The 13,262-nt window shown below is 61.3% G+C and carries 12 protein-coding genes; 5 read left to right on the plus strand and 7 right to left on the minus strand.

Annotation, left to right across the window (positions count from 1 at the left end; translation table 11 throughout):
- The first annotated feature begins 18 nt into the window (after positions 1–18).
- A complete protein-coding gene (locus tag BM70_RS0103485) occupies positions 19–921 on the plus strand; it encodes a DMT family transporter (protein ID WP_025854720.1) in 903 nt (300 codons plus the stop codon).
- Here the strand turns inward: BM70_RS0103485 and BM70_RS0103490 are convergent.
- The 3 genes from BM70_RS0103490 to fabF form a co-directional block, all read right to left on the minus strand.
- Positions 899–2,878 carry a U32 family peptidase gene (locus BM70_RS0103490; protein WP_025854721.1) on the minus strand — a complete coding sequence of 660 codons (1,980 nt, stop codon included), beginning with the start codon at positions 2,876–2,878 and terminating at the stop codon, positions 899–901. The genes BM70_RS0103485 and BM70_RS0103490 overlap by 23 nt on opposite strands.
- A gap of 70 nt (positions 2,879–2,948) precedes the next feature.
- Entirely contained in the window at positions 2,949–3,329 is a 381-nt protein-coding gene (locus BM70_RS0103495) for a RidA family protein (RefSeq protein ID WP_025854722.1), read from the minus strand.
- Between the two features lie 64 nt (positions 3,330–3,393).
- Positions 3,394–4,662, minus strand: coding sequence for a beta-ketoacyl-ACP synthase II (gene fabF / locus BM70_RS0103500; RefSeq protein ID WP_025854723.1), 1,269 nt, complete (start codon positions 4,660–4,662; stop codon positions 3,394–3,396).
- Between the two features lie 108 nt (positions 4,663–4,770).
- Here fabF and BM70_RS0103505 point away from each other — a divergent pair, with 108 nt between their 5' ends.
- A complete protein-coding gene (locus tag BM70_RS0103505; protein WP_025854724.1) occupies positions 4,771–5,253 on the plus strand; it encodes a helix-turn-helix domain-containing protein in 483 nt (160 codons plus the stop codon).
- Here the strand turns inward: BM70_RS0103505 and BM70_RS0103510 are convergent, their stop codons facing one another.
- A complete protein-coding gene (locus BM70_RS0103510) occupies positions 5,254–6,576 on the minus strand; it encodes an OprD family porin (RefSeq protein WP_025854725.1) in 1,323 nt (440 codons plus the stop codon). It lies immediately after the preceding gene.
- A gap of 389 nt (positions 6,577–6,965) precedes the next feature.
- Here BM70_RS0103510 and BM70_RS0103515 point away from each other — a divergent pair, with 389 nt between their 5' ends.
- Complete coding sequence (locus tag BM70_RS0103515) at positions 6,966–7,871, plus strand: LysR family transcriptional regulator (protein WP_025854726.1); 906 nt, start codon at positions 6,966–6,968, stop codon at positions 7,869–7,871.
- Here the strand turns inward: BM70_RS0103515 and BM70_RS0103520 are convergent.
- Complete coding sequence (locus tag BM70_RS0103520) at positions 7,856–8,629, minus strand: SDR family NAD(P)-dependent oxidoreductase (RefSeq protein WP_025854727.1); 774 nt, start codon at positions 8,627–8,629, stop codon at positions 7,856–7,858. The two genes, BM70_RS0103515 and BM70_RS0103520, sit on opposite strands and share 16 nt — an antisense overlap.
- A 197-nt stretch (positions 8,630–8,826) precedes the next feature.
- On the opposite strand from BM70_RS0103520, the gene BM70_RS0103525 reads away from it, so the two are divergent.
- Both BM70_RS0103525 and BM70_RS0103530 read left to right on the plus strand, forming a co-directional pair.
- The gene (locus BM70_RS0103525; protein ID WP_025854728.1) at positions 8,827–9,723 is read left to right on the plus strand and encodes an AraC family transcriptional regulator; all 897 of its coding nucleotides are present in this window, start codon (positions 8,827–8,829) and stop codon (positions 9,721–9,723) included.
- A 96-nt stretch (positions 9,724–9,819) separates the two neighbouring features.
- Complete coding sequence (locus BM70_RS0103530; protein ID WP_025854729.1) at positions 9,820–10,575, plus strand: SDR family NAD(P)-dependent oxidoreductase; 756 nt, start codon at positions 9,820–9,822, stop codon at positions 10,573–10,575.
- 210 nt (positions 10,576–10,785) lie between these two features.
- On the opposite strand, the gene BM70_RS0103535 is transcribed toward BM70_RS0103530, so the two are convergent.
- Both BM70_RS0103535 and BM70_RS0103540 read right to left on the minus strand, forming a co-directional pair.
- A complete protein-coding gene (locus BM70_RS0103535) occupies positions 10,786–11,655 on the minus strand; it encodes an oxaloacetate decarboxylase (RefSeq protein WP_025854730.1) in 870 nt (289 codons plus the stop codon).
- Between the two features lie 641 nt (positions 11,656–12,296).
- Positions 12,297–13,163, minus strand: a complete 867-nt coding sequence (locus BM70_RS0103540) for a patatin-like phospholipase family protein (RefSeq protein WP_025854731.1) — start codon at positions 13,161–13,163, stop codon at positions 12,297–12,299.
- Positions 13,164–13,262: the final 99 nt, after the last annotated feature.

Consider the following 13,262-nt stretch of genomic DNA (forward strand, 5'->3'; position numbering starts at 1 on the left):
ACTTGAGGAGCTTCAATCATGGACACATCCATCCGTCGCGGGTCGTGGGAAATGGTCGCCGCCATGTTGATCTCGGGCACCATTGGCTGGTTTGTACTGGTCTCTGGCGTGTCGGTGATCGAAGTGGTGTTCTGGCGCTGCGCCATTGGCGGCCTGGCACTGTTGCTGGTCTGCGCGTTGCTCGGTTACCTGCGCCTGGACTTGCTCAGTTGGGCCAGGCTCGGCCTGGCGATGCTCAGCGGCGTAGCGATTGTCGGCAACTGGTTGCTACTGTTCGAGTCTTATTCCCGCGCGTCGATCGCTATCAGCACGGCGGTGTACAACGTGCAGCCGTTCATGCTGGTGATGCTCGCGGCGGTGTTCCTGGGAGAAAAGATCACCGTGCAGAAACTGGCATGGTTGAGCGTGGCGTTCCTGGGGATGCTGGCGATTGTCACCGCCCACGGCGATCAACAAACCGGCGACGATTACCTGGCCGGCATCGCCTTGGCGTTGGGCGCGGCCTTGCTCTACGCCATCGCGGCGCTGATCATCAAGCGCTTGAAAGAGGTGCCACCGCATTTGATGGCGTTGATCCAGGTGACCACCGGCGCGCTGTTGCTCGCACCGATGGTGCCTTGGAATAGTTTGCCAGCCACCCCCAACGCCTGGACGGCGTTGGTGACCCTTGGCGTGGTGCACACCGGTTTGATGTACGTGCTGCTGTACGGCGCAATCCAGAAACTGCCCACGGCGATTACCGGTGCACTGTCGTTCATCTACCCGATTGCGGCGATCTTCGTCGATTGGATCGCCTTCGGGCATCGCCTGGGCTGGCTGCAATGGCTGGGTGTGGCGGCGATTCTGTTGGCGGCTGCGGGGTTGCAGCGGGGCTGGTGGTGGCCCCGCTCCCAGCGTGTCAGTGCGTACCCTGGAAAATGATGTTTTCCGGGTTGAAATGCTCCACCACGCTGCCTGGCTGCGGCAGGCCGAGGATATGCCCCTTGATCTTGCCCACCACGTGCATTTCGCAGGGTTTGCAGTCGAACTTCAGGGTCAGCACTTCATCGCCGTGGATCAATTGCATCGGCGCGACCTTGGTCTTCACGCCCGTGACACCCTTGGCCTGTTTAGGGCACAGGTTGAACGAGAAGCGCAGGCAGTGCTTGGTGATCATCACCGGCACTTCGCCGGTTTCTTCATGGGCTTCGAAGGCCGCGTCGATCAGCTTCACGCCGTGGCGGTGGTAGAAGTCGCGGGCTTTCTGGTTGTAGACGTTGGCCAGGAACGACAGGTGCGCGTCCGGGTACACCGGTGGCGGCGAGGTCTCGGCTTTGCGGCCACCCCGGGGATGAGCCGCTACGCGGGCGGCGGTCAGCGCCTCGATCACTTCGCGGCGCAGGGCCTTGAGCTGTGAGTTGGGGATGAAGAATGCCTGCGGTGCATCCAGCTTGACCTGGGTGGCGTGGTACTCGGTGGTGCCCAATTGGCCGAGCAGGTCGCGCAGGGTGTCCAGCGCCTGTTCCGGCTTGTTGGCCACGCCGAACGGGCCGGGCAGGGTGGCGCTGGCGCTGAGCCCTTCTTCGCTGGTGGCGATGACTTCCAATTGCTCTTCACGCAAGCGAGCGACCCAGGACAGGCCGATACGGCGCTCGGCCGAGGTCTTCAGCAGCGCTTGTTGCCAGTTGTGGTCCAGGTTGCGGTTCAGCGGGTGGTTCGGGCGCAGTTGATGCAGGCCGGCCGGCATCTCATTTGGCTCGACGCGGTAGCGGTAGCGCTTCTCGCCGTCTTCCTTGAACTCGCCTTTAGGCTCGGCGATATTGGCGCGAAAACCCACCACTTCGCGCTTGACCAGCACATTGAGGCCATCGCCGTTGGACAGCGGCTCGTGGGTGACCACTTGCAGGTCGCGCTTGCCGGCTTTTTCCACCACACCCACCGGCAGGCCGGTAAAGGTCGGGGTGTCGAAGGCGCCGATGTCGACCTTGCGGTCAGTGACGAAATAGTCGGTGCTGCCACGGTGGAAGGTTTTTTCCGGGTCGGGCAGGAAAAAGTGCGCGGTGCGGCCGCTGGAAGCGCGGGCCAGGTCCGGGCGGTCTTCGAGGATCTCGTCGAGGCGCTGGCGGTAATAGGCGGTGATGTTCTTCACATAGCCCATGTCCTTGTAGCGGCCTTCGATCTTGAACGAGCGCACGCCGGCTTCGACCAGGGCGCGCAGGTTGGCGCTCTGGTTGTTGTCTTTCATCGACAGCAGGTGCTTTTCAAACGCCACGACGCGGCCTTGATCGTCCTTCAGCGTATACGGCAGGCGGCACGCTTGGGAGCAGTCGCCACGGTTGGCGCTGCGGCCGTTCTGCGCGTGGGAGATGTTGCACTGCCCGGAGAACGCCACGCACAGGGCGCCGTGGATGAAGAATTCGATGGCGGCATCGGTTTCGTCGGCGATGGCGCGGATTTCCTGCAGGTTCAGCTCACGGGCCAATACCAACTGCGAGAAACCGGCCTGGTCGAGAAACTTGGCGCGGCCCAGGGTACGAATGTCGGTCTGGGTGCTGGCGTGCAGCTCGATGGGCGGGATATCCAGTTCCATCACGCCCAGGTCTTGCACGATCAACGCATCGACGCCGGCGTCGTAGAGCTGATGGATCAGCTTGCGCGCGGGTTCCAGCTCGTTGTCGTGCAGGATGGTGTTGAGGGTGGTGAACACGCGGGCGTGGTAACGGCGGGCGAACTCCACCAGTTGAGCGATATCGCTCACCTCGTTGCAGGCGTTATGGCGCGCGCCGAAGCTCGGGCCGCCAATGTACACGGCGTCGGCGCCGTGCAGGATCGCCTCGCGCGCGATGGCGACATCGCGGGCAGGGCTGAGCAATTCCAGGTGATGCTTGGGCAAGGACATAGTTTTTTTAGTCAGGCTTGTCACGGTCGAGGCGCGCATTGTAGCTGTGAAATGCCTGACCGGCACCCACTCAGGCCTGAGCGGCCATCGCCGTGACTTCCACGCGCATGCCTTCGACCGCCAATGCCGCCACGCCAACCGCCGCACGCACGGGCCAGGGCTTGGCGAAGAAGCGTTTGTAGACCTCGTTGAAGGCGGCGCGGTCGGCCATGTCGGTCAGATAAATGGTCAGGTGCATCACCCGGTCCATGGAGCTGCCGGCCTTTTCCAGGGCGACTTTCAGGGCTTGCAGGGTGCATTCGCTTTGCAGGGTGATATCGCCCAGTTCCAGGCTGCCATCGGCGCGGGTCGGGATCTGGGTGGACACCAGGATGCCGTTGAAGCCGATGACGTCCGAAGAGATCGAGTCGGCATCGGGATCCGGGGTGTAGTGCAGGTCGTGGTTGGCCATGGGCGCCTCTCGTTGGCAGGTTCAGAAAGGCGCCATGGTCCCCGAAAATCACGACAGGGGCAAACTACGCCCAGCGTCGGAACAGCACGCTGGCATTCACGCCGCCAAAACCGAAGCCGTTGGACAGGGCGTATTCAATCGGCATCGAACGGGCCTGGCCGCGCAGCATGTCCAGACCGTCGGCAAGGGCGTCGGGGTTATCCAGGTTGAGCGTGACCGGGGCCACCTGGTCGCGCAGGGCAAGTACGGTGAAGATCGCTTCGATCCCGCCGGCTGCCCCGAGCAAATGGCCGGTGGCGGATTTGGTCGAGCTGATCGCCGGGCTGCCGCTGGCACCAAAGACCGTCTTGATGGCGGCCAGTTCACCCTTGTCACCCACCGGTGTCGAGGTGGCGTGGGCGTTCAGGTACTGTACTTCAGCGGCCTGGATACCGGCCTGGCGCAATGCCTGTGTCATCGCCCGGCGTGCGCCGTCACCGTCTTCCGGGCCGGCCGTCATGTGATAGGCATCGGCACTGGTGCCGTAGCCGACCAGCTCGGCGATCGGCTGTGCGCCGCGAGCCAGGGCGTGTTCCAGTTCCTCGATCACCAGGATGCCCGCGCCTTCGCCCATGACAAAGCCATCGCGCGCCTGATCGAAAGGGCGGGAGGCCAGTTCGGGCGTGTCATTGAAGTCACTGGACAACGCCCGCGCCGCCGCAAAGCCCGCCAGGCTGACCCGATGGATCGCCGCTTCGGCGCCACCACACACCGCCACATCGACCTCGCCGGCACGAATCATCCGTGCCGCATCGCCAATCGCCTGCACGCCGGCCGCACACGCGGTCACCGGTGCACCCAACGGGCCTTTCAACCCGTAGTTGATCGACACATGCCCGGCGGCCATATTGCTTAGAAAGGACGGAATGGTGAACGGCGACAAACGCCGTGGCCCCTTACTATCGGTGGTGCGTACCGCGTCGGCAATCGCCGGAAAACCACCCACGCCCGAGGCGATGATGGTTGCGGTGCGTTCCTGCTCGTGCGCGGTCTTCGGTGCCCAGCCGGCCTGTTTCAAGGCTTCATCCGCTGCCGCCAGGGCGAACAGGATAAAGCGGTCCATTTTGCGCTGTTCCTTGGCCGCCAGCAGCCGATCGGGATCAAACCCCGCCTCGGGGTCCTGCAGCGTGCTCTGCACCTGGCCGCCGATGCTCACGGCCAGGTCGCCGATCAAGTCTTCCGGCAGGCGACGAATGCCCGACTGCCCGGCCAACAGCCGTCGCCAGGTTGTCTCCACGTCAGCGCCCAGCGGCGTCAGCGCGCCCATGCCTGTTACAACGATGCGTTTACTCATGATCAATCGACTCCGGTTGCGTTGAGGGAACAGACCCTGTGGACGTCACTATCATCATGAAAGTAACATGGCGACACGCAAATATGCACCGTTCAAAGGAAGCCACCCATGCAACGCAAGTCCCTCACCAGCGACGAATGCCCCATCGCCCGCAGTCTCGACCGAGTAGGGGAGTGGTGGAGCATCCTGATCATGCGCGATGCGCTGCAGGGCCTGCGCCGGTTCGATGAGTTTTCGCGCAGCCTGGGCATCGCGCCGAATATGCTGACCCGTCGCCTCACCGCGTTGGTGGAAGCGGGCATGCTGGAGCGCAGGGTCTACAGCGAGCGGCCGCCGCGCTACGAATACGTGCCGACAGCCAGGGGCGAGGATTTCCGCATGGTGCTGATGTCGCTGGTGGCATTCGGCAATCGGCATTACGCCGAGGAGGGCGCCAGTGTGCAGGTGGTGGAGCGCGAGACAGGTCAACCGCTGCAGCCGATGTTGGTGAGCGGTGAAGGGCGCGTGGTGCCGTTGGAGCACTGCATGTTGCAGGCCGGCCCGGCCGCCAGCGCAGGGATGCGGCAACGGCTGGGCTCGATCCCGCAGTGATTACAGCAGGGTGAATGGGTAGTCGACGATCAGTCGCAGTTCGTTCAGGTCCCCGTCGCGCTGGTCGGCGTTCGACGCCACGATCGCATCGCGCACGCGCAACGACAGGTTTTTCGCCGGGCCGCTCTGGATCACGTATTTGGCCTCCAGGTCGGTCTCGTGGTGCGCGCCATCGGCACCGTAGTCGCCTACGTAGGCGCTGTGGTCCGGTGTATGGGTGCCATTGATGTCCGAGCCGTTGATGTAGCGCGCCATGAAACTCAGCCCCGGCACGCCATAACTGGCCACGTTGAGGTCATAGCGGATGCCCCAGGACTGTTCACCCGGGCCGTTGAAGTCGCCCCATTGCACCGAGTTGGCCAGGTACACCGAATCACCGCCTTCGCCCGCGCCGTTGTTGCCGGTGCCGATGTAGTCAAACGGCGTGTCGCCATGCACTTTCTGGAACGACAGCGTCAGCGTGTGCGCCTGCAGGAACGAGTAGGCGGCTGCCAGCGAGTAGGTGGTGTTGTTGATCGCCCCGGCCTTGGCGCTGCCGGTGTCGAAGGTGCGGTACAGGTTGCCGTCCAGCGCCAGGGACTGGTCATTGCCCAACGGGATCACGTAGTTGAGGTTGGTGTAGTACTGGCGCCAGATATCTTCCAACTCACCGGCATACAGCGTTGCGCTCAAGGATGGGGTGAAGGTGTATTTGCCACCGACGAAACTCGCACTGTTGGCGGCGACGTTGGCGTAAGTCGCGTAGATATCGTGGTCGTGGTTGCTGGTCATGCCGCTGTTGGTGCTGGTGAAATGCCCGGCTTCCAGGTCCAGGCCGGCGATTTCGCTGCTGGTCAGGTCGAAACCGGTGGCGGTCTGCGGTAACAGGCGCGTGCCGCCAGTGGCAAACACCGGCGCGGTGGGCTGCATGTCACCGAATTTCAGTTGGGTCTTGGAGACCTTTATCTTCACCGCCGCACCGACGGAGCCGTAGGCATCTTCGGGGTCGCCATGCCGGTCGGTCGGCAGGTTGCCGGTGCCGGCGTCCGCGTGGGTAGCGTCGAGTTTCAGCCCGCCGTAGGCGTAGGCGTCGACGCCGAAACCGATGGTGCCCTGGGTGAAGCCCGAGGCGTAGTTGAGCATCGCTCCCTGGGTCCAGTCGATGTTATCGGCCCGACCGCCTTCGCGATTGCGGTTCATGTAGTAGTTGCGCAACAACCCGGTGACGCTGCTGCCTTCGATAAAACCCTTGGAATCCGCCTGGTCGCTGACGGACTCGGCAAACGCCATCTGGCTGAGACCGGCACACACCGCCAGTGCTAACAGGCTCGACTGTTTAATCATGTTGTTACTTCCCCGGAATGATGAACGCGCGCACAGAAACATCGCACTTATTGGATGGCGCATAACGTTGTATGGGCAGATGTTTGCAGGTGAGCTGTTACGGTTTTTATTGTGTTCGGCGTGGATGCCGAAGTTGATTCTAAGCACAGTCGGCGTGGCCTGCAGCCCGCCACCGGATGAAACTCGATTAATTAAACTTCACTATGTTTAATCGACTGCGGGTGTAGCGTTGGAGCTGTCTTAGCCGCTCTGCTTCGACAAAATCCTTTGGTTGCCGCCGCAGATTCTGCGGCGGATTTTTTTTGCGTGGGCGGTATTTTCAGTGTGCGACTTAGTTGAACTCACTTATGCTGCGCAACACCGTTTGCATCCACCCTTCGAGACGCTGCATGAGCCTGAAATCCACCCATCTGCCTGCATTGATCGCGTTCGAGTGTGTGGCCCGCCATATGAGTTTCGCGCGGGCGGCAGCCGAGATGGAGGTCACGCCGACAGCCATGTCCAAGACCATCAAGCAGCTCGAAGCGCAGTTGGGTGTGCGTCTGTTCAACCGCACCACGCGCAGCGTCGCGTTGACCGAATGCGGCAGCCAATTGCTCGACACCCTGGCGCCGGCGCTGGAGCAGATCCGCTTGTCGGTGCAGCAAGTGCATGACACCGCCAGCCAACCCTCCGGCGCGTTGAAGATCAACAGCTCCCACGTGGCCTTTGCCTCGCTGATCGAACCCAATGTGGCGGCGTTCCTTGCGCAGTACCCGCAGACCAGTCTGGATATTGCGCTCGACAACGGCTTGAACGACATCATCGGCGAGGGTTTCGATGCCGGCATCCGTCTGGGCCAGGCGTTGCAGCGCGACATGATCGCCGTGCCGCTGGGCGCGTCGCAGCCGATGGTGGTGGTGGCCGCGCCCGCTTACCTGGCGCAGCTGAACACGCCCGAGGACCTGCTGGCCCACGAGTGCATTCACCAGCGCCTGAGCAGCCGCGGGCCATACATGGATTGGACGTTTCGCATTGGCAAGGCCAATGTCGAGATCGACGTGAAGGGCCGCCTGGTCCTGGACGAGATGCGCACCACCTTGTCGGCGGCGCGCCTGGGCTGCGGCCTGGCGCTGGTGTTCCGCCCGTTTGCCCAGGCGGATATCGACAGCGGGGCATTGCTGCCACTGCTGGAAAAGTACGCGGCACCGGCCGAGACCTTCCACCTGTATTACGCCAACCGAGCGCAAATGCCCGGAAAGCTCCGGGCATTTATCGACTTCTTCCAGGCGCGTAACCGTCAGGCCACCGAGTAGCCGCCATCTGCCAGCAAGGCATGGCCGGACACGTAGCTGGCATCTTCAGAACCCAGGAACGCCACGACTGTCGCCATTTCTTCGGCCGTGCCGAAACGGCTGGCCGGGGTGCTGGCGGCAAAGGCGTGCTGGGCTTCCACCGATGGCCAGATTCCACGATGGTGGAATGGCGTTTCGATCAGGCCCGGGCACAGCGCATTGACCCTGACACCTTGCTTGAACCACTCGATGGAGGCGGTCTTGGTCATGCCGACGACGGCGTGTTTGGTGCCGATATACAGCGCCGCATTCTCGAAACCGATCACGCCGCCCATGGACGCGTTATTGATGATGCTGCCAAAGCCCTGTTCCAGCATGACCTTGGCTTCGTATTTCATGCAGTTGAAGACGCCGCGCACGTTGGGTTCGAACACCAGGTCGAAGCGCGCATTGTCCTGCTCGAGCAGCGGCGCGAACACGCCTTCGGTGCCAGCATTGTTGAAGGCAATGTCGAGTTTGCCGTAGGTGTCCACTGCAAATTGCACCATGGCAATGATGTCGGCTTCGCGGGTCACGTCAACCAAGATGGCGGCGGCGATCCCTCCCTGGGCGGTGATCTCGGCGACCACCTCGTCAAGTTCGCTCTGACGGCGGGCAGCCGCGACGATCTTCGCCCCGCGTTGCGCCAGGACAATGGCGGCCGCGCGGCCGATACCTGAACTGGCGCCGGTGATCAGCGCGACTTTGCCTTCGAGTTGGCGGGCTGTGGATAGGGTCATGGGACGCTCCGTTTGTGTGCTGCGCAAGGCGGTGTGCTTGCGCCATGGAGCACAGGTTACGGCGAGTGATTGGCTTCGATAATCTGCATAACGCTCACTGAGTCATGCACTTGTGGTTCGTAATCGCGTCCGTCAGGTTTATCCCGTATTCACTGGTTGGTGTATGTTGAGCGCCTGACGCCCAGAGACACAGTCCCATGAACGAAACCCTGCTTGACGCCGTTCGCCGCTACGTCGAGGCGAACGCCAACCCTGCGGGCGTGGCCCAGACGCCGATTCCGGGGTTGACGACCATCCGCTCGACCCGCCCGAGCGGGCTGATGCATGCGATGCCCAATCCGCTGGTTTGCCTGATCCTGCAAGGCACCAAGGACGTCACCCTCGGTACCGAGACCTTTACCTTTGAGGCAGGCGATTCGCTGTTGATCACGGCGGATGTGCCTACCGTGAGCCAGATCACCCGGGCCAGTGCCGAAGAACCCTATCTGTCGATCGTGCTGGACCTCGACGCTGCTGTTATCGCCGAGCTGTCGTTGCAGATGAAACCGCAGCCGCAAGCCACCGGCGCGGCAGTGAAGGCGGCCGAGCGGATTGATCAGCAGGTGGCCGACTCCGCGTTGCGACTGATGCGCCTGCTGGACTTCCCGGCCTCCGCCCCGGTACTGCATGGGCAGTTGGTGCGTGAGCTGCACTATTGGTTGCTGGAGGGACGGCACGGCGCAGCCATTCGCAGACTCGGCTGGGCCGAAGGCCAGGCCCATCGGGTGGCGCGGGCAGTGGCGGTGTTGCGGGCCGATTATAAAAAGCCGCTGCCGGTCGATGAGCTGGCGGCGACGGCGGGTATGAGCCTGTCGTCGTTCCACCGGCATTTCCGTGCGTTCACGTCGTTGTCGCCTTTGCAGTTCCAGAAGAACCTGCGCCTGATCGAGGCGCGCCGGCTGATGATGTCGGAAGGCACTTCGGCCAGCAGCGCAGCGTTCAACGTGGGGTATGAAAGCGTGTCGCAGTTCAACCGCGAGTACGCGCGCATGTTCGGGCTGCCGCCGATCAAGGACGTCGACGCGGTCAAAGGCCGGGCCCTGGACTCGGCATGACGTTGGGATAATTAGGCAAACAACCCGCAGGTTTCGGTAACGCCGCACGATCGCAGGCTTCCTATCATGGCGCCACACCTCACCTGGAGCAGCACCATGACCAAGCTTGCTATCGTCACCGGCGCCAGCCGTGGCCTCGGCCGAAACACCGCCCTGAGCATCGCCCGCAAGGGCAGTGATGTGATCATCACCTACCAACGCCGTGCCGAAGATGCCCTGGCGGTCGTGGCCGACATCCAGGCCCTGGGACGCAAAGCCGTGGCCCTGCCACTGGACACCGGCAACATCGCCAGCTTCGCCGGGTTTGCCGAGCAACTGCGTGGCGTATTGCGTGATACCTGGCAGCGCGACAGCGTTGACCACCTGGTGAACAACGCCGGCCACGGCGACTATGCACTGATCGAACAGACCACCGAGGCGCAGTTCGACGGGCTGGTGAATGTGCATTTCAAGGGCGTCCTGTTCCTCACCCAAGCCCTGCTGCCGCTGATTGCCGACGGTGGACGCATCGTCAATCTGTCTTCGGGGCTGACCCGTGTGTCGTTCCCTGGTTATGGGGCGTACGCCGCTGTGAAGGCCGCGGTCGAAGTGCTGTCTGTCTATATGGCCAAGGAATTCGGCAGCCGTGGCATCGCGGTCAACACCGTGGCGCCCGGTGCCATCGAGACTGACTTTGGCGGCGGCGCCGTGCGCGACAACCCCGAGGTGAACAAACTCTTCGCCGACATGACCGCCCTGGGCCGCGCAGGTGTGCCGGACGATATCGGCCCGATGATTGCGGGTTTGCTGTCCGAGGACAATCGCTGGGTGAATGCGCAGCGCATCGAAGTGTCGGGCGGCCAAGGCATTTGAACGCATAAGCCCGCACGTTTGATTATTGGACAGGGAACGTCCACGACTTCGTGGGCAAGAGGGTGCCGACGTTGCAGGCACGGGGGATTTTCCGCCGCGAGTATGAAGGGCTGACCTTGCGCGAGAACTTGGGGTTGCCGCGGCCGGCGAATCGTTTTTTCACCTGAGCGGAAAAGGAGGGGTGTTGCACCCCTCGTTCCGGGTCGAACGTTACTCTTTGACGTTCATGAACTTTTCAGCCCACGCCACATAGTTTTCCGGCAAGGTGTACGTGTGCGTCAGCTCGGTGGCACTGAGGTTGTCCGTGCTGTGGGTCAACTGCCGCTGGGCGCGCAGGCTGTCGTAGGTCGCCTTGATCGCGGCGAAGTAAGCGCCGTGACCGGCAACCACCACGCGTACACCGAGGCTGGCCAGACGCTTGGCGTCATTCAGCTTAGGGTTGCCATACGTCACCAGCATCAGCGGCACTGTCAGGTTCTCTGCGATCTGTTCCAGATGCTCGAAGTCAGCCACACCCACCATGCAAATCCCGTCGGCACCGGCTTTCTGATAAGCCTGGGTGCGTTCGATCACCGCTTCGGTCGGCAGTACGCCGGCATTGGTGCGGGCAATGATCGACAGCTCCGGATCAACACGCGCCTCCAGCGCAGCGCGGACTTTGCCGATGCCTTCGTCGATGGAAATCAGGTCAGTGGACTTGCGCCCGAATTGCGCGGGCAGCAACGTGTCTTCAATGGTCAACGCGGCCACACCGGCACGCTCCAGCTCTTCGACAGTGCGCATCACGTTCAGGGCGTTACCGTAGCCGTGATCGGCGTCGGCAATGAACGGCAACTGGGCCACACGGCCAATACGGGTCGCTTGCTCAACGAACTCACTCAGCGTGATCAACGCGAAATCGGGTGCCGCCAGTACCTGCAACGAGGCAACGGAGCCACCGAGGATGCCGACTTCAAAACCCAGGTCAGCAGCGATACGCGCCGACATCGGGTCAAAGACGGATGCGGTTTCAACGCAGGTTGGGGTGGCAAGCAATTCACGGAATTTGCGGCGCAGGGCTGAGTGAGAAATCTTTGGCATGGGCTTTCCTGGTTCTGGTCATCGTCTTGTGACGATCAATGTCTATTCGTGGTGATGCGAGATTAACATGCAGGAGAAGGGGAGATGATGACGTTTCAGCATTAGACGGTGCTGGGGTATGGAGTGTGGGTTTACGGTTTGGGGATGGACAGGGTTGATCTGGTTACTGAGCCATATGCTTGATTTTACAAGTAGGTGATGTCATCTGTTCATAAGCGGTCAAGCATCATGCTATGCGGTGTGTTCAGGCACCAATGCTGTGGGGATGTTTATTGACTAATGTTCATGGGAGCAGGCTAACCAAGAGACTGATATCAACGTGGAATTTGGTGGTTATAGCCATTTTTAGGGGGAGTAGTTTAAAAAAACCGAGATTCAAAAAAATCAGATCTCTAACTGTGAGATGAATTACTGTCTGTTTTGATTCTGGACTGGCAGTCAGCACTGGTCTTGGCTTGCCAGTCATCCGCATTCGCTCTTCTGATTTTTTTCAACATCCGTAGAGTCCTTCAATGTCTCGGCCCAGCTCCATCTCGACAGGCGAGCAAAGCTGTGGCGCAGAAAACCGATAGGCTATTTGGTTTTCTGCAGCAGCGACATTAGCCTGTTGACTTGGGCAGTAACCGGCAGTTAGCGCGCATTCAGTTATCATGGGCATGGGAGTGAATCGTCAGCGCTCCCGGTACTTTCGTGCGCTCAAGCCCTCCACCGTCTAGCCACCATAGCGTCTGTTTATAAGCGCGCTGCAGCAAATCTTCTGTCTGGGCAAAATTGAATACAGAGACATCCACGGGGCACAAAGGTGGGACGATATGCAGGCTGGTGAGGGTACGGAAGTGTTCGATGTCGCTCACCAATTGGCGCATGCTCATCAGGTTGACGGTATGCAGTGCTAAAGCGACCAGGCCTCGCGGAGGTTGTGTCAGGGCGCAACTCACCCCGGTGGGGACTACCACGACATTAGTGGCCCCCAGGGCCACGGCAGTTGAAATGGGTGTATTGCTTGCCACACCGCCATCGACCAGAAATCGATCGGCAATTTGTACACACGGGAACACGAGCGGGATGGCCGCGCTTGCTAATAACGCCTGCTTAAGTTCCCCACTGGACAGCACTGTTTCGGCACCGCTGAGCAGATCAGTGGTGACGATGTGCAGGGGAAGTGCAGCCTCTTCAATGCGGTGAATGGGTAACGCTTGACCCAGTAGTCGATGCAAAGCCGCTGGTTGCAACAGGAAACCACGCCGCTTGATCAAGCCTCTACAGGTATCGAGCCAGGATAAAGGAAAGATGTCCTTTTTATTCAGACCACGCCAGAAACCGGCGAGTGCTTCGACTCCTTCTGCATTGGGTCTTGCGGCAAAGTAGGCGCCATTGATTGCCCCTACCGAGGCTCCGACCACTATGTCAAAGCTTACATTGGCCTCCATCAAGGCCCGCAGCATCCCTACCTGAACAGCTCCCAAGCTGCCACCGCCAGCAAATACGATTGCAGTTTTGGTAACCATGCTCGACGTCCCTCTGCAGTCTTGCGTCGATTGAGTGTAGCTGACGAGACACGCGTTACTGACCGGCCTTTGTATCCTCTCTTGCGACAGAGCGTTGCT

This window comes from Pseudomonas sp. CHM02 (genome assembly GCF_000612585.1).
Classification (GTDB): domain Bacteria; phylum Pseudomonadota; class Gammaproteobacteria; order Pseudomonadales; family Pseudomonadaceae; genus Aquipseudomonas.

Excerpts from the sequence above, each read along its gene's own strand:
- fabF (WP_025854723.1), bottom strand. The coding sequence starts at position 4,662 with ATGAGTAAACGCATCGTTGTAACAGGCATGGGCGCGCTGACGCCGCTG.
- BM70_RS0103515 (WP_025854726.1), top strand. The coding sequence starts at position 6,966 with ATGAGCCTGAAATCCACCCATCTGCCTGCATTGATCGCGTTCGAGTGT.
- BM70_RS0103530 (WP_025854729.1), top strand. The coding sequence starts at position 9,820 with ATGACCAAGCTTGCTATCGTCACCGGCGCCAGCCGTGGCCTCGGCCGA.
- BM70_RS0103485 (WP_025854720.1), top strand. The coding sequence starts at position 19 with ATGGACACATCCATCCGTCGCGGGTCGTGGGAAATGGTCGCCGCCATG.
- BM70_RS0103540 (WP_025854731.1), bottom strand. The coding sequence starts at position 13,163 with ATGGTTACCAAAACTGCAATCGTATTTGCTGGCGGTGGCAGCTTGGGA.
- BM70_RS0103535 (WP_025854730.1), bottom strand. The coding sequence starts at position 11,655 with ATGCCAAAGATTTCTCACTCAGCCCTGCGCCGCAAATTCCGTGAATTG.
- BM70_RS0103495 (WP_025854722.1), bottom strand. The coding sequence starts at position 3,329 with ATGGCCAACCACGACCTGCACTACACCCCGGATCCCGATGCCGACTCG.
- BM70_RS0103490 (WP_025854721.1), bottom strand. The coding sequence starts at position 2,878 with ATGTCCTTGCCCAAGCATCACCTGGAATTGCTCAGCCCTGCCCGCGAT.
- BM70_RS0103520 (WP_025854727.1), bottom strand. The coding sequence starts at position 8,629 with ATGACCCTATCCACAGCCCGCCAACTCGAAGGCAAAGTCGCGCTGATC.
- BM70_RS0103510 (WP_025854725.1), bottom strand. The coding sequence starts at position 6,576 with ATGATTAAACAGTCGAGCCTGTTAGCACTGGCGGTGTGTGCCGGTCTC.
- BM70_RS0103525 (WP_025854728.1), top strand. The coding sequence starts at position 8,827 with ATGAACGAAACCCTGCTTGACGCCGTTCGCCGCTACGTCGAGGCGAAC.
- BM70_RS0103505 (WP_025854724.1), top strand. The coding sequence starts at position 4,771 with ATGCAACGCAAGTCCCTCACCAGCGACGAATGCCCCATCGCCCGCAGT.